This window comes from uncultured Algibacter sp. (genome assembly GCF_947495925.1).
Taxonomy (GTDB): domain Bacteria; phylum Bacteroidota; class Bacteroidia; order Flavobacteriales; family Flavobacteriaceae; genus Algibacter_E.
Genome location: NZ_CANMAU010000001.1, coordinates 125490 through 141256, shown reverse-complemented (window position 1 = coordinate 141256; position 15767 = coordinate 125490). Strand labels below are relative to the sequence as shown.

Annotated in this window: 16 protein-coding genes and 1 tRNA gene; 10 read left to right on the top strand and 7 right to left on the bottom strand. The window is 34.3% G+C overall.

Annotation, left to right across the window (positions count from 1 at the left end; genetic code table 11):
* Window positions 1-15: 15 nt before the first annotated feature.
* From Q0857_RS00620 to Q0857_RS00600, 5 genes are all read right to left on the bottom strand, one after another.
* A complete protein-coding gene (locus tag Q0857_RS00620; protein WP_298530668.1) occupies window positions 16-741 on the bottom strand; it encodes a T9SS type A sorting domain-containing protein in 726 nt (241 codons plus the stop codon).
* A gap of 90 nt (window positions 742-831) precedes the next feature.
* A complete protein-coding gene (locus Q0857_RS00615) occupies window positions 832-1461 on the bottom strand; it encodes a TIGR04282 family arsenosugar biosynthesis glycosyltransferase (RefSeq protein ID WP_298530665.1) in 630 nt (209 codons plus the stop codon).
* On the bottom strand, window positions 1454-1948 hold the full coding sequence (locus Q0857_RS00610) for a rhodanese-like domain-containing protein (RefSeq protein WP_298530661.1): 495 nt from the start codon (window positions 1946-1948) through the stop codon (window positions 1454-1456). Before Q0857_RS00610 ends, Q0857_RS00615 begins: the two co-directional genes overlap by 8 nt.
* 9 nt (window positions 1949-1957) lie before the next feature.
* Window positions 1958-3013: an arsenosugar biosynthesis radical SAM (seleno)protein ArsS gene (arsS, locus tag Q0857_RS00605; protein WP_298530659.1), complete on the bottom strand. Its 1056-nt coding sequence runs from the start codon at window positions 3011-3013 to the stop codon at window positions 1958-1960.
* Window positions 3014-3154: 141 nt separating this feature from the next.
* Window positions 3155-3490: an arsenosugar biosynthesis-associated peroxidase-like protein gene (locus Q0857_RS00600; protein ID WP_298530656.1), complete on the bottom strand. Its 336-nt coding sequence runs from the start codon at window positions 3488-3490 to the stop codon at window positions 3155-3157.
* A gap of 119 nt (window positions 3491-3609) precedes the next feature.
* Between Q0857_RS00600 and Q0857_RS00595 the strand changes: the two genes are divergently transcribed.
* The gene (locus tag Q0857_RS00595) at window positions 3610-4851 is read left to right on the top strand and encodes a sodium:proton antiporter (protein WP_298530653.1); all 1242 of its coding nucleotides are present in this window, start codon (window positions 3610-3612) and stop codon (window positions 4849-4851) included.
* On the opposite strand, the gene Q0857_RS00590 is transcribed toward Q0857_RS00595, so the two are convergent.
* Complete coding sequence (locus Q0857_RS00590) at window positions 4848-5990, bottom strand: acyl-CoA dehydrogenase (RefSeq protein ID WP_298530651.1); 1143 nt, start codon at window positions 5988-5990, stop codon at window positions 4848-4850. The genes Q0857_RS00595 and Q0857_RS00590 overlap by 4 nt on opposite strands.
* 95 nt (window positions 5991-6085) lie before the next feature.
* Here Q0857_RS00590 and Q0857_RS00585 point away from each other — a divergent pair, with 95 nt between their 5' ends.
* The 9 genes from Q0857_RS00585 to Q0857_RS00545 all read left to right on the top strand — a co-directional run bounded on the left by Q0857_RS00585 (window position 6086) and on the right by Q0857_RS00545 (window position 14297).
* Window positions 6086-7150 (top strand): anhydro-N-acetylmuramic acid kinase, encoded by a 1065-nt coding sequence (locus Q0857_RS00585; RefSeq protein WP_298530650.1) that lies wholly within the window; start codon window positions 6086-6088, stop codon window positions 7148-7150.
* 149 nt (window positions 7151-7299) lie between these two features.
* Entirely contained in the window at window positions 7300-8526 is a 1227-nt protein-coding gene (locus tag Q0857_RS00580; protein WP_298530648.1) for a Glu/Leu/Phe/Val dehydrogenase dimerization domain-containing protein, read from the top strand.
* 86 nt (window positions 8527-8612) lie between these two features.
* On the top strand, window positions 8613-10004 hold the full coding sequence (gene nhaD, locus Q0857_RS00575; protein WP_298530646.1) for a sodium:proton antiporter NhaD: 1392 nt from the start codon (window positions 8613-8615) through the stop codon (window positions 10002-10004).
* A gap of 104 nt (window positions 10005-10108) precedes the next feature.
* Window positions 10109-10810 (top strand): MotA/TolQ/ExbB proton channel family protein, encoded by a 702-nt coding sequence (locus tag Q0857_RS00570; RefSeq protein WP_298530643.1) that lies wholly within the window; start codon window positions 10109-10111, stop codon window positions 10808-10810.
* A gap of 1 nt (window position 10811) precedes the next feature.
* Window positions 10812-11204, top strand: coding sequence for a biopolymer transporter ExbD (locus tag Q0857_RS00565; RefSeq protein ID WP_298530640.1), 393 nt, complete (start codon window positions 10812-10814; stop codon window positions 11202-11204).
* A gap of 3 nt (window positions 11205-11207) precedes the next feature.
* Window positions 11208-12056, top strand: a complete 849-nt coding sequence (locus Q0857_RS00560) for an energy transducer TonB (protein ID WP_298530637.1) — start codon at window positions 11208-11210, stop codon at window positions 12054-12056.
* A 3-nt stretch (window positions 12057-12059) separates the two neighbouring features.
* Window positions 12060-13277 (top strand): folylpolyglutamate synthase/dihydrofolate synthase family protein, encoded by a 1218-nt coding sequence (locus Q0857_RS00555; RefSeq protein ID WP_298530634.1) that lies wholly within the window; start codon window positions 12060-12062, stop codon window positions 13275-13277.
* A 63-nt stretch (window positions 13278-13340) separates the two neighbouring features.
* Window positions 13341-13415: transfer RNA gene (locus Q0857_RS00550), tRNA-Val, on the top strand.
* Window positions 13416-13526: 111 nt separating this feature from the next.
* Window positions 13527-14297, top strand: coding sequence for a LuxR C-terminal-related transcriptional regulator (locus Q0857_RS00545; RefSeq protein WP_298530631.1), 771 nt, complete (start codon window positions 13527-13529; stop codon window positions 14295-14297).
* Between the two features lie 184 nt (window positions 14298-14481).
* Here the strand turns inward: Q0857_RS00545 and murF are convergent, their stop codons facing one another.
* Window positions 14482-15762 carry a UDP-N-acetylmuramoyl-tripeptide--D-alanyl-D-alanine ligase gene (gene murF / locus Q0857_RS00540; RefSeq protein ID WP_298530628.1) on the bottom strand — a complete coding sequence of 427 codons (1281 nt, stop codon included), beginning with the start codon at window positions 15760-15762 and terminating at the stop codon, window positions 14482-14484.
* Window positions 15763-15767 lie beyond the last annotated feature (5 nt).

Genomic DNA, 15767 nt, shown 5'->3' with positions numbered 1-15767 from the left:
TGAAATTAATTATATCTATTCAATCACAAGCTTTTTAGAAGTTCTTCCTGTTTCAGTAAACACAGATAGAATATAAATACCAGATTTAAGATGAGATATATTTATTTCTTGATTTGATAAACCCGTATATGAAAATGCTATTTTCCCGAGAATATCCGCTATCTCTATTTTAACCTCATTGTTAGGGAAACCTTTAAGATTAATAAAGTTTTTCGCGGGATTAGGATATATTGTAATCGCACTTAGTTTTAAGTCTTCAACACTTAAGATATTACAATTTGAAGAAGAGTAGGGAGTGAAATTTCCAAAATCCCAGAAAGCATCAAATTGTAAACAATAAAAGAATACTCTGTTATAGTTCTCAATGTTAGCGCCATTTGGAATAGGTACTGTAAATGATTTAGCACCATCCTCAGGAATAACGGGGTTGCATCCCGAACAACCTACTAGCCCAAATTCTATATGCTCTAAATCCGCTATTTTGGTGCTTTTTAGATCATTATCCGATAAGCCGTCGGAGTTTACTAAATAAGCTCTAATATCTGGTCCACCTCCTGTTTCAAAATTAGAGCCTAAGTCGAGTGTAATCGTATTATTTGAGTTTAATGTTACAGAGACATCACCTGATATTTCGTAAGCCTCTACCGTATTATTTCCAAAATTTGAGGCGTTCGTTGTACATTGTGCTGCGCCAAAATTGTAAATAGTAAAAAGTAATAAGGAAAGTATTGTTTTTTTCATTGTTTTATGTTTAAAGTATAATAAATAGAGAAATAAACTTATATGTTAGCTTTGTCGTACAATTTTTAAATTAATTTCAAGAGGTCTCAATTAATTGCTAAGCGAGTTAATCTTTTCTTGTAGTATTGTATTCTGTTTGTAAAAAGTAGAAGTAACTAAATCTTTCCAAGTATCGATATCATTTAAAGTAGTAAGAGTATCAAATTTTATATTCTTGTTATCTAATTCGGTAATTGTTTCTTGTAGCAAATGAGGTTGACTCCAAGGCTTGTTCTCAAAAATAAAAAACTGTGACTTGCTCAATCCAACTAAGTAATAGCCGCCATCTTCAGCAGGTCCAAAAACTATACTAGTTTTCTTAAGCTTTTCTAAGCCTTCATTAATGTGTTTTTCTGTAATATCGGGTAAATCAGAACCAATTAAAACGATACGTTCATAACCATCATTAAATCCACTTTTAAAAGCATTAAGCATACGTTCTCCTAAATTAGCACCCTGTTGAACTGTTTTAAGTGTGTTTTGCCATTTGGTCTCTACAACCGCATCAGAAAAATAAATACGCAAGTCTGCTGTGAGATTTTTAGTGGCATTTTCGGTAACTTTAACCAATTCGCTGTACACCTCAAAAGCACCTTGGTTACCTATGGTTTTGGCAAGTCTGGTTTTAACCTTACCTAGTTTTATGTTTTTTACAAAAACAATAACTAATTCTTTATTCATATACTTTTACGCCTTTTTTTAACCACTTACTCCATGCTTTTGAAAAAGTATGGATGCTATCTGTTTCTTTTTCAGACATATTGTAAACTGGTAAATCGTTGTTTTTCCATTCAAAAATACCACCGTATAAATTCATAACATTTACATATCCTACTTTTTTTAATTGTTCAGCAATATCCTCAGATCGAATACCTAATGAGCAGTAAACTATAATATCGGTATTTCTGTCTGGTAATTGTTTTGTGATACTATCTAAATTAAAGAAATCATACCCTACGAATATAGCATCTTTGATATGACTGGTTTCATATTCTTGTTTTTCTCTAGAGTCTAATAAAACGTATGTTGATTCCTTGTTTGCTAAAGAATCAACAATTATATAGGGTATACTTTCAGTATTTTCTTGCTTGAGTAATTTGGATAGTTTTTTTTGAGCATATCCAAATGTTGAAAACATGAAAAAAGTGGAAGCAACAATATTTTTCATAATAGATTTTTATGCAACGCTACCTTGACAACTACTTCCAGCACCAGCAGTGCAACCATAACAATGTTGAGAAATAACAATATCCCGTCCTTCAAGTAACTCTTCGTTAAATGTTGAAATGTGTTTATCCTTACTGTTTACCGGTAATCCAAGCATTTGATTGAAATCACAATCGTATAGGTAGCCATCCCAACTTACAGATAATGTATTGGTACACATGACGTTTTCAACCGCTGCAGGATTATAAGCCTCAACGAGGCTGTACATATAATCTTCATAATTTTCAGAGGCTATTAAATAATCTAGAAACCTTGAAATGGGTAGATTAGTAATAGCAAATAAATTATGAAACTGAATGTCAAAATCTTCTTTTAAAGCCTTTTTAAAATCTTTCTCCATAGCCATTTGGTCTCCTGGTAAAAAGGCCCCCGAGGGGTTATATACTAGGTCTAACTTTAAGCCACTTTCGGGCATGCCATAGCCAATAGCATTCAAATCTTGTAATGCTCTTATGGATTTATCGAAAACACCGTCGCCTCTTTGTTTGTCCGTTTTCCCGCGAGTCCAATGAGGCATAGAACTTACAACATGAACATTGTGTTTTTTGAAAAACTCAGGTAAATCATAATAATTTTTGTTAGCTCTTATTATGGTTAAGTTAGAACGAACTATAAAATCTTTAATACCTGCTTTAGCAGCTTCTTCAACAAACCATCTGAAATTTGGATTCATTTCAGGAGCGCCTCCTGTTAAGTCTAAAGTATTTGCACCTGTATTTTTAATAACTTCCAAGCATTGTTGCATGGTGTCTCTGGTCATGATTTCTTTTCGATCAGGCCCTGCATCAACGTGGCAATGTTCGCAAACTTGATTACACATGTATCCTACATTAATTTGAAGGATTTCTAATTTTTTAGCTTTTAAAGGAAACTGATTGGTCTCGGCAATTTTGTTTTTAAAGGTTGGCAATTCGCCATTCTGAAAAATACCATTAGATAGAATTTCTAATTGTCTATTACTATTAGCTAAGTCGCTTTCGCGTTTATGTAGTGACTTTGTTGCCATTAATTATGTGTTGTTCGTTATCAGTCAATTTGGTTAAAATAGTTTCGTTATGTGCGTTAGGGATTGCAATAAAAAGCCCATGGCGAAGTACGAGTCTGGACGCGTAATATAGGGTACAAGCCTTGCGGTAACGCTTAAATATTAACCATCTAATTTATTGACTTTGTTCATCATTTGAACACCATGGACCAAGGTTGCGCCACTTTTTATGGCTGCACCTACATGTATGGCTTCCATCATTTCTTCTTTAGTAACACCCCGTTGTAGGGTGTCTTTGGTGTAGGCATCAATGCAATACGGGCATTGTTCTGTGTGTGATACCGCTAAAGCTATAAGTGCTTTTTCTCTTGCTGTTAGAGCACCATCTTCAAAAACTTTTCCGTAGTATTCGAAGAATTTATCTCCTAATTCTTGATTCCATTCACTTATTTTTCCAAACTTCTTTAAGTCGGCAGGGTCGTAATATGTCTTTTGCATAAAATTAATTTTGTCTAAAGATATAAATGTAAAAACTTAAGTCGATATAAATCCTGAGACTTAACACAATTTATTCATAAAGATTTTATAGTTTTATTTTTTTGTAAAAAGAAAACGCTATGGATGACTATTTTGTGATAATTACAGTGATAATATTTCTTTCGGCTTGTTTTGGATACCTGAATGTACGCTTTTTGAAATTGCCAAATAGTATTGGATTAATGCTAATTACTATTGTTTTCACCTTTGGTGTTTTCGCACTTAGTTTTGTGGATTCTACACTTTTAGATGCTGAGCGTTATATTATCAGACATATTGATTTTAAAGAAGTTCTGTTGGATGTTATGTTGAGCTTTTTGCTTTTTGCGGGGGCATTGCATACTAATTTTCAGCAATTAAAAGTACAACGTTGGCCAGTTTTAGTGTTCTCTACTTTTGGGGTATTGGTATCTACTTTTCTTGTGGGAATATTAATGTTTTATGTGCTAAAGTTTGTTGGTTTAGATGTAAGTTTTGTGCATTGCTTGTTGTTTGGAGCGTTAATTTCGCCTACCGATCCTATTGCGGTTTTAGGAATTTTGAAAAAGGCTGGTGTGCCTAAAAATTTAGAGGCAAAAATTGTTGGAGAGTCACTATTTAATGATGGTGTAGGAGTAGTTGTGTTTTTAACTATTTTTCAGATAGCCTCCTTAGGTAATGGTGATATTGAAGCTTTTGATGTTGTTAAATTATTTGGTCAAGAAGTTTTAGGAGGTATTATTTTAGGTGGAGTTTTAGGTTGGATAACTTATAGACTCATGCGCTCAATAGATGATTATGATATCGAGGTGATAATTACTTTAGCAGCTGTAATGGGAGGGACTGTAATTGCACACCATTATCATTTATCGGCACCGTTGGCTATGGTTACTGCTGGTTTAATAATTGGTAATGATACGATTAGAGGTAGTGCTATGTCAAAAATAACAGAGAGTTATGTGGATAAATTTTGGGAGTTGATAGATATTTTACTGAACAATATTCTTTTTGTTTTGATAGGAATGGAAATTCTAGTATTATCCTTTGAGGGTAAATATCTATTAGCTGGGTTATTAGCAATACCAGCAGTGCTTATTTGCAGATATGCCTCGTTGCTGCTACCTATTAACTTTTTTAAGAAAAAATTAGATTTCGTGCCAAGAACCAATTTGATCATGACATGGGGTGGATTGCGTGGTGGTATATCTATAGCACTGGCGCTCGGTTTAACCGAAGCTATGCATCGCGATTTATTTTTAGTGATTACTTATGTAGTTGTTGTATTCTCTATTTTAGTACAAGGCTTAACTGTTGGTAAATTAGTTCAAAGGGTTAAAATCTAATCTCTTAGTAAGCTTCTTGAGATAACTATCTTTTGAATTTCTGAGGTGCCTTCGTAAATCTGTGTGATTTTAGCATCTCGCATTAAGCGTTCTACATGGTATTCTTTTACAAAACCATTGCCACCGTGAATTTGAACAGCCTCTACGGTGTGTTCCATGGCCACTTTTGAAGCATACAGTTTTGCCATAGCGCTAGAATAATCATAATTTTTTCCTTGGTCTTTTTCCCAGGCTGCTTTCATAACCAAATGTCTGGCGGCCTCAATATCAGTAGCCATATCTGCAAGTTTAAAAGCAATAGCTTGATGATTGCAAATCTCAGTACCAAAAGCTTTACGTTCTTTCGAGTATTTACGCGCTAACTCATAAGCACCAGATGCAATGCCTAAGGCCTGAGCGGCAATACCAATACGTCCACCCGAAAGGGTTTTCATGGCAAATCGAAATCCAGATCCGTTAACCCCAATTCTATTTTTTTTAGGAACTTTTACGTCATTAAATTGTAAAGTGTGTGTGTCACTTCCTCTAATACCAAGTTTGTCTTCTTTAGGGCCAATATGAAAACCTTTAGTGTCTTTTTCAACTATAAACGCATTAATTCCATGCGATCCTTTATCTCTATCAGTTTGTGCAATTACAATATATACATCAGCTCTTCCTCCATTTGTAATCCAATTTTTAGTGCCATTTAGGATATAGTGGCTTCCTTTGTCTATTGCTGTTGTTTTCTGGGAGGTAGCATCGCTGCCTGCTTCGGGTTCGCTCAAACAAAAAGCACCAACAAACTCTCCTGTTGCTAATTTGGTCAGGTATTTTTCCTTTTGTTCTTCAGTGCCATAAGTTTCCAAACCATAGCAAACTAATGAGTTATTTACCGAAACAATGACTGATGCAGAAGCGTCAATTTTTGAAAGCTCTTCCATTATAAGAACATATGAAATAGCGTCCATACCACTTCCACCGTATTTAGGGTCTACCATGATACCTAAAAAACCTAAATCGCCCATTTTTTTTACAAGTTCGTTGGGAAATTCTTGTTTATCGTCTCGCTCTATAACTCCCGGCAATAATTCTGTTTTCGCAAAATCACGAGCGGCATCTCGAATCATAATATGTTCTTCAGTGAGGCTAAAATTCATAATTCGTAATTATTTTATTGTTTTGATAAAAAATATTTACAAATATAAGATTTTAGTGCGAATTATTTAATTCAGATTATTATTTTTACGTCCCTATGGATAAAAAAGAATATCATGTTGTTGGAGTGATGTCAGGTACATCACTAGACGGAATAGATTTGGTTCAGGCCAAGTTTTATTTTAATGGAGACTGGCGTTTCGAAATACTTAATGCTGAAACGATGGATTATGTTGACTCTTGGAAGCTGAAACTGGAAGGTTTGGTTAGTGATTCCATGGAAGAGTTACGAAATATAGATATGGATTACACCGCTTATCTTGGTGATGCTATAAACACCTTTTTAAAAAAGCATAAAATTGATGGTATTGATGCGGTTTGTTCTCATGGCCACACTGCACTTCATCAACCAGAAAGAAGATTGACGTACCAAATAGGTAATAGATCTGAGTTAGCCAGTTTTCTAGATGAAAAGGTGGTGTGCGATTTTAGAGTTCAAGATGTTGAATTTAATGGGCAAGGTGCGCCGTTAGTGCCTATTGGGGATAAGCTTTTGTTTTCGGAGTATGACTATTGCATTAATCTGGGTGGGTTTGCTAATATCTCTATGGACATTGATGGGGTGCGGGTTGCTTATGATATTTGCCCAATGAATATTGTGTTAAATTATTATGCTAAAAAACTTGGGTTAGACTATGATGCGGAAGGAGTAAATGCTTCAAAGGGCCATTTAAATGATGAATTATTGGAGGCGTTGAATAAGCTTTCATTCTATAAAGAGCCTCATCCTAAATCATTAGGTTTAGAATGGGTAAATGTTAATGTGTTTCCGTTAATTGAGTCATTCGAATTAGATGTTAAAGATGTACTCCGGACTTTTGTAGAACATGTTGCTATGCAATTAGCTAATCAAATAAATTCGAATGTCTCGTCATCTATTTTGATTACAGGAGGTGGTGCCTACAATTCCTTTTTGATAGATCGGGTAAGAGAGTATACCGATAGTATGGTAATAATTCCATCAAAAGATATTATTGAGTTTAAAGAGGCTCTAATTTTTGGCTTTTTGGGAGTTTTAAAACTTCGAGAAGAGGTGAATTGTCTTAAAAGTGTGACAGGAGCTACTGAAAATCATAGCTCTGGAAGGGTGTTTTTACCATAAAATAGTTTTTTATTCTCATTGGTTTTTTAGTTTTTTATATTTGTTACAACAATAATTTAACATTTTTCTTATGACTCAGCTTTAGCTACGTTTGGTTTAGATATACAGAACACAGATAGGCTATTTTATGAATCAATTTAGATATAGAAATGAAAGAATTATTAAAAAAGTACGAAAATAAAGCACCTGAAATTATTTTTAATTGGAAAGACTCTGAAACAGAGGCTGAAGGTTGGGTGGTTATTAATTCCCTACGTGGAGGGGCATCTGGTGGAGGTACAAGAATGCGGAAAGGGCTTGATATGAACGAGGTATTGTCGTTGGCTAAAACCATGGAAATTAAATTTACGGTTTCAGGTCCTGCTATCGGAGGTGCCAAGTCGGGAATTAATTTTGATCCTAAAGATCCTAGAAAAAAGGGAGTATTGCAACGATGGTATGCCGCTGTTTCACCGCTTTTAAAGAGTTATTATGGTACGGGAGGCGATATGAATGTTGACGAAACACACGAAGTTATTCCTATTACAGAGCAAAGTGGTGTGTGGCATCCTCAGGAAGGTGTTTTTAACGGTCATTTTAAACCTACTGAGGCCGATAAAATAAATAGGATTGGTCAACTGCGTCAAGGTGTTATAAAGGTTATTGAAAATCCGCGTTATTCACCCGATGTTTCTAGAAAATACACCATTGCAGATATGATTACCGGTTATGGAGTCGCTGAAGCTGTAAAACAGTATTATAATATTTATGGCGGATCTGTAAAAGGTAAGCGAACCGTTGTTCAGGGTTTTGGGAATGTTGGCGCCGCTGCGGCATTCTATTTAGCTCAAATGGGAGCGAAAATTGTTGGAATTATTGATATTGCTGGTGGTTTAATTAATGAATCGGGTTTTTCTTTTGAAGAGATCCAACAGTTGTTTTTGGCCAAAAAAGGTAATACTTTAGTGGCACAGGATTTAATTCCGTTTGAGGAAATAAACAAAGCCATATGGGCTTTAAAAACTGAGGTTTTTGCTCCATGCGCGGCATCTAGGTTAATAACTATACATCAAATTAATGAAATGATAGATAGCGGATTAGAAGTTGTATCCTGCGGTGCTAATGTGCCTTTTGCGGATAAAGAGATTTTCTTCGGGCCAATTATGGAGCACACAGATTATAAAGTGAGCTTAATACCCGATTTTATATCAAATTGTGGAATGGCTCGAGTTTTTGCGTATTTTATGGAGCGCAAAGTGCAAATGACAGATGAAGCTATTTTTAATGATATTTCAAAAACAATACAGAAAGCAATTGAGAAAATATATAAAATTGATCAATCAAAGACAGAAATAAGTGCTTCGGCATTTGAAATTGCGCTAAAACAGTTAATTTAGTGCCAGAAAAAACCAAAACAAACAAGTACCAATTTAGATTACATTAACAATTAATTATTTAACAACTTTTTTTTAACACTTAATTTATGGAAGCAGCAATTATTTTGGTATTTGTAATAGGTTACTTAGCTATTACGTTGGAGCACAGTATAAAAATTGATAAGTTAATTCCCGCATTAGTCATGATGGCTATTTGTTGGGCCTTAATAGCATTAGGTTTGGAGAGTTTTCCTCATTGGTTTGATTCTGGAGAACATGCATTGATAGATGGTTTTGGGTTGCTCGGTCATGAGGATAAGATGCATTTAATGGAGGAAACTTTATTGCACCATTTAGGTAAAACTTCCGAAATATTGGTGTTTTTGTTAGGAGCCATGACTATTGTTGAGATTATTGATTATTTTGATGGTTTTTCTACTATCAAAGGTTTTATAAGGACTAAAAAGAAGAGCAAGATATTATGGATTTTTGGTGTTCTTGCATTTATTTTATCAGCTATAATTGATAATTTAACGGCTACTATTGTTCTGATTTCTATATTGCAAAAAATAGTGAAAGATAGAAACATTCGTATCTGGTATGCTGGTTTAATAATTATTGCGGCAAATGCGGGCGGAGCTTGGTCTCCTATTGGAGATGTAACAACAACAATGCTTTGGATTGGTAATAAAGTTTCAACTGGAAAGTTATTTGGTTTTTTGTTTTTACCTTCACTTTTGTGTATGGTCGTACCAACATTTATAGCTACATTTTTGCCTGTGTTTAAAGGGGATTTGGATGTTGAAGTTGTTGAGGATAAGCCAAAGAGTAAATTTAGTGCAACTATGTTGTATTTGGGGTTAGGAGCTATAGTGTTTGTTCCAATTTTTAAAGTTGTTACGCACTTGCCTCCATATGTAGGTATGATGCTGTCTTTAGGTGTTGTGGCAACATTTGCAGAGATTTATAGTAGTTCAAAATTCAGTATGACAGACCATGATTCTGCGGAAAGTGATGCGCATGCACATCATAGCCCTGTTCATCATTCGTTATCTAAAATTGAGTTGCCTAGTATATTATTCTTCTTAGGAATTTTAATGGCTGTAGCTGCTTTAGAGTCTTTAGGTACTTTATACGGATTTGCCTTATCGTTAAAAGAAGGTGTTCCGATGATAGGAACGGAAGTAGTTGGTGCCAAAGTATCAGACTTAGTAGTGTTATTGCTAGGAGTTGGATCTGCGGTGATTGATAATGTACCATTAGTTGCTGCAAGTCTTGGTATGTTTAGTGCAGCTCTAGATGACCAGTTATGGCATTTTATAGCATTTTCGGCAGGAACAGGAGGTAGTATGTTAATTATTGGTTCTGCTGCAGGCGTTGTTGCTATGGGGATGGAGAAAATTGATTTTTTCTGGTATCTTAAAAAAATATCTTGGCTTGCTTTAATTGGTTTCTTAGTTGGTTCAGCAGCCTTTATGGTAATAAGAGGTCTGATTTAAAAGTATATATTTTTGAAATTCATAAAAAGTATAGATGTTGAATATAAATAACTATACTTTAAATGTAAAAGGCACGTTATACAATTCAATACATTTAATATTATATGCTAAGTACATTAATACAAGACGCTCAAGACGGAGCGGAGGTTATTACTGATGAAGAATCAGTTGAAAAAACACTTTCAATTATAGAATTAATTAGTAGTGGAGGGCTTGCAGGTCAAGTCATCATTGCTGTTTTGTTTTTACTTCTCGTAGGGGCTATTTATATTTATTTTGAACGCATATTTGCCATTAAAGCAGCATCGAATGTTGATGCTAATTTTATGAATCAAATAAAAGACCATGTTAGTAATGGTAAAATTGATTCGGCTCAAATGTTATGTGCTCAGGTCAATTCACCAGTATCCAGATTAATAGGTAAAGGGATTTCTAGAATTGGAAAACCTTTGGCAGATATTAATACAGCTATAGAAAATGCTGGGCGATTGGAGATTTACGGTCTTGAAAAAAACGTGAGTATTCTTGCTACAATTTCTGGGGCAGCACCAATGATTGGGTTTTTGGGAACTGTAATAGGAATGATTTTGGCTATTTTCGAATTAGCAAATGCAGGAGGAACAATCCAGATGGATGTGTTAGCGAGTGGTTTATATACGGCAATGACTACTACAGTTGCTGGTTTAATTGTTGGAATTGTTGCTTATATGGCCTATAATCATTTGGTTGTTAAAACCGATAAAGTGGTGTATCAAATGGAAGCTAATTCTTTAGAGTTTTTAGATCACCTAAACGAGCCTACTTAATATGAATTTTAGAGGTAGAAATAAAGTTACTCCAGAATTCAATATGTCGTCAATGACAGATATTGTTTTCTTATTACTTATATTTTTTATGATTGCTTCAACCTTGGTTACTACAAATGCTATAGATATTTTATTGCCAAAAGCTAGTGGAAAAACTGAGAATAAGAAATCTGTTGCTGTCAGTATTAAAAAAGATTTGACTTATTATATTGATCAAAAACGCGTTGGTGAGAGTGTTTTAGAAAATGAGTTATTAGCTGCACTGTCTTCAAAAGATAAACCAACAATAGTTTTAAGAGCGGAAAAATCTGTGCCTGTTGAGAATGTGGTTAAGGTTATGGACATTGCGAATAGAAATAAGTTTAAGGTTATACTTGCAGTAAAACCTAAATAAAGAATGAAGTATTTAAGAACCAAACATGAACGCAATTCAGCAAAATTAACAACATTAATTGCTATAATATTGTTGCTTTTATTGTTTGTGGTTGGAACAACTTATATGGATCCACCAGAGGAATATGGTGTAGCTGTAAATTTCGGGAATTCGGCAGTTGGTAGAGGAAAAGTACAGCCTTTAAAACCTGTTAAGTCTGAGCCAATAAAAATTGAAGAGCTTCCGCAACCTGATGTTTCAAAGTCAGAGCCTTCAAAATCATCTGAAACCAAAGAAGAAGTTCTTACCGAGGATAATTCTGAAGCTATTGCCATTAAGAAGCAAAAAGAAGCCGAAGCGAAAGCCAAAGCCATTGCAGATGCTAAGGCAAAAGCGGAAGCGGATAGAGTTGCAAAAGAAAAGCGAGAGCAGGAAGAGAAGAAAAAAAAGTTGGATGCTTTGATAGGTGGAGTAAGTAAATCTGAAGGAACTGAAATAGGTAGCGAGGGTAATGATAATCAAGCTGGTGATAAAGGCCAGTTAGATGGTAATCCATATGCTGCAAGTTATTTTGGTGGGCAGGGTTCTGGAAGTGGAGGTGTTGGTTACGGATTGAATGGAAGGGGAGGTGCTTCGTTTAAAAGGCTTACACAAAATTGTAATGAGTCTGGAATGGTCATCGTGCGTATTGTTGTTAATCGAAAAGGAAATGTAATTGAAGCCGTTCCCGGTGTTAAAGGAACTACTAACACAGCACAATGTTTATTAGATCCAGCAAAGAAAATAGCATTATCCCATAAATGGCCTTCCGATTCTAAAGCGCCATCACGACAGATAGGTTTTGTTAGTGTGAATTTCAAAATAAGTGAATAATACATGACGTATCAAGATACACTAAATTGGATGTTTTCTCAGCTTCCAATGTATCAAAATCAAGGCAGTACAGCCTTTAAAAAAGATTTATCAAACACCTTAATTTTAGCAGATAATTTGGGTAACCCTGAGAAAGGTTTTAAGTCCATACATGTGGCTGGCACGAATGGAAAGGGATCTACAAGTCATATGCTGGCTTCTGTTTTACAGGAGGCGGGTTATAAGGTTGGTTTATATACGTCTCCACATCTAAAGGATTTTAGAGAGCGAATTAAAATTAACGGAGAGGAAGTTAATAAGGAATTTGTAGTAGATTTTATCCAAACAAATAAAGCTTTTTTTGAAACGAATAAATTGTCCTTTTTTGAAATGACGGTAGGCATGGCATTTGATTATTTCTCGAGGCAAAAGGTTGATATAGCAGTTATTGAAGTTGGTATGGGAGGGCGTTTAGATTCGACTAATATTATTATACCTGAAGTTTGTGTAATTACGAACATAGGTTTAGATCATACTCAATTTTTAGGAAATACGCTTGAAGCTATTGCTTTCGAGAAAGGGGGGATTATAAAACCAAGTGTTCCTGTAGTTATAGGTGAGACTCAATCCGAAACGAAACCAGTGTTTTTGGAATTGGCCAAGAAAAACGAAGCTGAAATAGTTTTCGCGGATAAGGAAGTAGTGGAAGATTATAAATCTGATTTAACGGGTAGTTACCAATCTAAAAATATAAAAACAGTTGTTGAATCCATAAAGGAACTTAGGAAAAAAGACTATAATGTTTCTGAAGAACAATTGATTAATGGTTTAAATAGAGTTGTGGGTAATACAGGTTTACTAGGGCGTTGGCAAGTCTTAAATCAAAACCCAAAGATTGTTTGTGATACGGGGCATAATAAGGAAGGTTTAATTCATGTTATGAAACAATTGGCGGATGAAAAATTTGATTTGCTTCACATCGTTTTTGGAGTCGTAAATGATAAGGATTTGAGCTCAATTGCGAATTTATTGCCGAAAAAAGCAAAATATTATTTTTGTAGCCCAGACATTCCAAGAGGGTTGGATGCTGAAACGTTGAAGAATGAATTTGAAAAGTATAACCTAAAAGGTAAAGCTTATAATTCTGTAAATGAAGCTTATAAATCTGCTATTGCTAAAGCAGGATCTAATGATTTTATTTTTATTGGAGGAAGCACTTTTGTTGTTGCTGAATTAATTTGATTTTTTTTTAAAAAAGCTTTTGCAGTTTTAAAAACTAGGTTATATTTGCACCTCCTAATAATAGGGCGACTAGCTCAGTTGGTTCAGAGCACTTGGTTTACACCCAAGGGGTCAGGGGTTCGAATCCCTTGTCGCCCACAGAATTAAAAGAAAACCTGATGTTATGCATCAGGTTTTTTTATGCTTTAAAGTTAAGGGCTTAGGCTTTATTTACTTGATTTTTGTTATTTTTAAAAAAACCTTTGGTAAATGACGAATACGCGCATTAAAGAAGCTTATAAGGAAATATTTAAATCTCATAATCGGCCCGCTCTTGAAAAACATATTGAGAAGATAATTGAGCTAGATACTTATTTGCCATATAGTTCAACATTCTTTTGCATTACGAACACCCAAGATTTGTCATTTGAGTATATAAGTAAAAATTTTAAGGCATGTATAGGGCTGGAAGGAAGTGAAATGAAAACTAAGGGGATGCGCTATTTTTGGAGTAGAATGCATCCAGATGATCTAGAATTATGGTTGCAAGCCTTAAATGAACTGATGAATTTTACTTTAAATGAAATTAATACTGAAGATAGAGGCAGAATGAGTTACACATGGAATTATAGGTTTAAAAATTCTCAGGATGAATATGTAAATATAGTTCAGAATACAACACCACTTGAATTTGATGGGGATGATAAACCTGTGATAGGTCTTGCACATTATACAGTATTATCAGGAGAAATTGAAATGCAGGTTTGCGCTTCAGCAAAATTATTGAATATTAATGATGAATACGAAACGGTTTACTTCAATAATTTTTCGCAAAAGCTTCTGTCTGCAGGCATTAGCAATCGTGAGCGAGATATTATAAGGCTTTTAGTTTTGAATCATTCTAGTAAGGTTATTGGAGAAAAACTAAATATAAGTTCTAACACTGTAGATACGCACCGAAGAAATATATTAAGGAAACTAAACATATCCTCAACGGGAGAATTGGTGGGTATGTTAAAAATTAATAAGAACCTTTTTTAGGAATTAGAAACACCTGTTATCTTATAAGTGGTGTATTTTGTCGAAAAAAAAATAAAATACTCAATTTGAGTATTGCATGGAGCACTAAATTCTTGCATCTTTACAGTGCTATTAATTAGTTCTTAGGGAGAATTTATTAGAAAGTGTCTGTTTATTAATTTAAACAGGCACTTTTTATTTGAAATTATAACTCTTCCAATATGCGCTCCAAAGCCATCCCTCGAGAGCCTTTTATTAAAATGGTATTTTGCTTTATTTTATAAAGATCACTATCGTTTTTTAAGTCTTCATAAGTTTTAAACTTTTTTGCTTTTTCATTGGTAAGTTTGGTTTTATGGAAATGTTCACCAACAAATATAATCTGGTCTATATTTAAAGAAATCGCAAGGTCCGCAATGTTTTGATGTTCTTGAGCAGCTTCCTTTCCAAGCTCAAACATATCTCCTAAAATAGCTAGTTTTTGCCCCTGTTGTTTTTCGAAGTTTAATAGAGCTGCATTCATGCTTGTTGGGTTTGCATTATAAGCATCTAGAATAATTTTGGAACTTCCCTTTTCAATAATTTGAGAACGGTTATTTGAAGGCCTATAATTCTCTATGGATGATTTTATCTTAGAATTAGCAACCTTAAAGTAAATCCCCATTGCTATAGCTGAAGCGATATTATTAAAATTGTAATCCCCAATGAGTTGACTTTTAATTTCTATATTATTGTAAACGCACTTTACAAAGGGGGCAGCCTTAACAAAATTTACTTTTACATTATCTGTATTTAAATTTCCAAAAGAGAAAATATTATGAGCATGTTTTGTTCGTTGAACTTGAATTTGGTCTAAGCTATTTATAAATACGGTTTTATCGTTTGGAATTAGGTATTCATACATTTCACTTTTTCCTTTTATAACACCTTCTATACCTCCAAAACCTTCTAAATGCGCTTTTCCAAAGTTGGTTATGTATCCAAAGTCTGGCTTTGCAATATCACACAAAAACTCTATTTCTTTTTGATGATTGGCCCCCATTTCAACAATGCCTATTTCGGTAGTTGGCGTCATTGATAACAAAGTAAGGGGTACCCCAATATGATTATTTAAATTTCCTAAAGTAGCTGTTGTTTTATGCTTCTGCGATAATACGGCATTGATGAGTTCCTTAGTGGTTGTTTTTCCATTACTACCAGTCAACGCAATAATTGGAATATTTAAGTATGATCTATGATATGCAGCAAGTTCCTGCAATGTTTTTAGTACGTTTTTAACTAAAATAGTCCTTTCCGATATTTTAAAATTTGCTTCATCAATGATTGCATATTTTGCCCCTGATTCTAATGCTTTTTCAGTAAATGAATTACCGTTAAAATTGTCGCCTTTTAGGGCGAAAAACATATCATTTTCTTTAATAGCTCTTGTGTCTGTACATACGGAATTACAGGATAAAAAAAGATGGTGTATCTGATCTATTTTCAATGGAA

Coding starts and splice junctions, on each gene's coding strand:
- Q0857_RS00570 (WP_298530643.1), top strand. CDS start 10,109: ATGCTAAGTACATTAATACAAGACGCTCAAGACGGAGCGGAGGTTATT.
- Q0857_RS00580 (WP_298530648.1), top strand. CDS start 7,300: ATGAAAGAATTATTAAAAAAGTACGAAAATAAAGCACCTGAAATTATT.
- Q0857_RS00610 (WP_298530661.1), bottom strand. CDS start 1,948: ATGAAAAATATTGTTGCTTCCACTTTTTTCATGTTTTCAACATTTGGA.
- Q0857_RS00545 (WP_298530631.1), top strand. CDS start 13,527: ATGACGAATACGCGCATTAAAGAAGCTTATAAGGAAATATTTAAATCT.
- Q0857_RS00555 (WP_298530634.1), top strand. CDS start 12,060: ATGACGTATCAAGATACACTAAATTGGATGTTTTCTCAGCTTCCAATG.
- Q0857_RS00590 (WP_298530651.1), bottom strand. CDS start 5,990: ATGAATTTTAGCCTCACTGAAGAACATATTATGATTCGAGATGCCGCT.
- arsS (WP_298530659.1), bottom strand. CDS start 3,013: ATGGCAACAAAGTCACTACATAAACGCGAAAGCGACTTAGCTAATAGT.
- Q0857_RS00620 (WP_298530668.1), bottom strand. CDS start 741: ATGAAAAAAACAATACTTTCCTTATTACTTTTTACTATTTACAATTTT.
- Q0857_RS00565 (WP_298530640.1), top strand. CDS start 10,812: ATGAATTTTAGAGGTAGAAATAAAGTTACTCCAGAATTCAATATGTCG.
- Q0857_RS00595 (WP_298530653.1), top strand. CDS start 3,610: ATGGATGACTATTTTGTGATAATTACAGTGATAATATTTCTTTCGGCT.
- Q0857_RS00615 (WP_298530665.1), bottom strand. CDS start 1,461: ATGAATAAAGAATTAGTTATTGTTTTTGTAAAAAACATAAAACTAGGT.
- Q0857_RS00585 (WP_298530650.1), top strand. CDS start 6,086: ATGGATAAAAAAGAATATCATGTTGTTGGAGTGATGTCAGGTACATCA.
- Q0857_RS00600 (WP_298530656.1), bottom strand. CDS start 3,490: ATGCAAAAGACATATTACGACCCTGCCGACTTAAAGAAGTTTGGAAAA.
- Q0857_RS00560 (WP_298530637.1), top strand. CDS start 11,208: ATGAAGTATTTAAGAACCAAACATGAACGCAATTCAGCAAAATTAACA.
- nhaD (WP_298530646.1), top strand. CDS start 8,613: ATGGAAGCAGCAATTATTTTGGTATTTGTAATAGGTTACTTAGCTATT.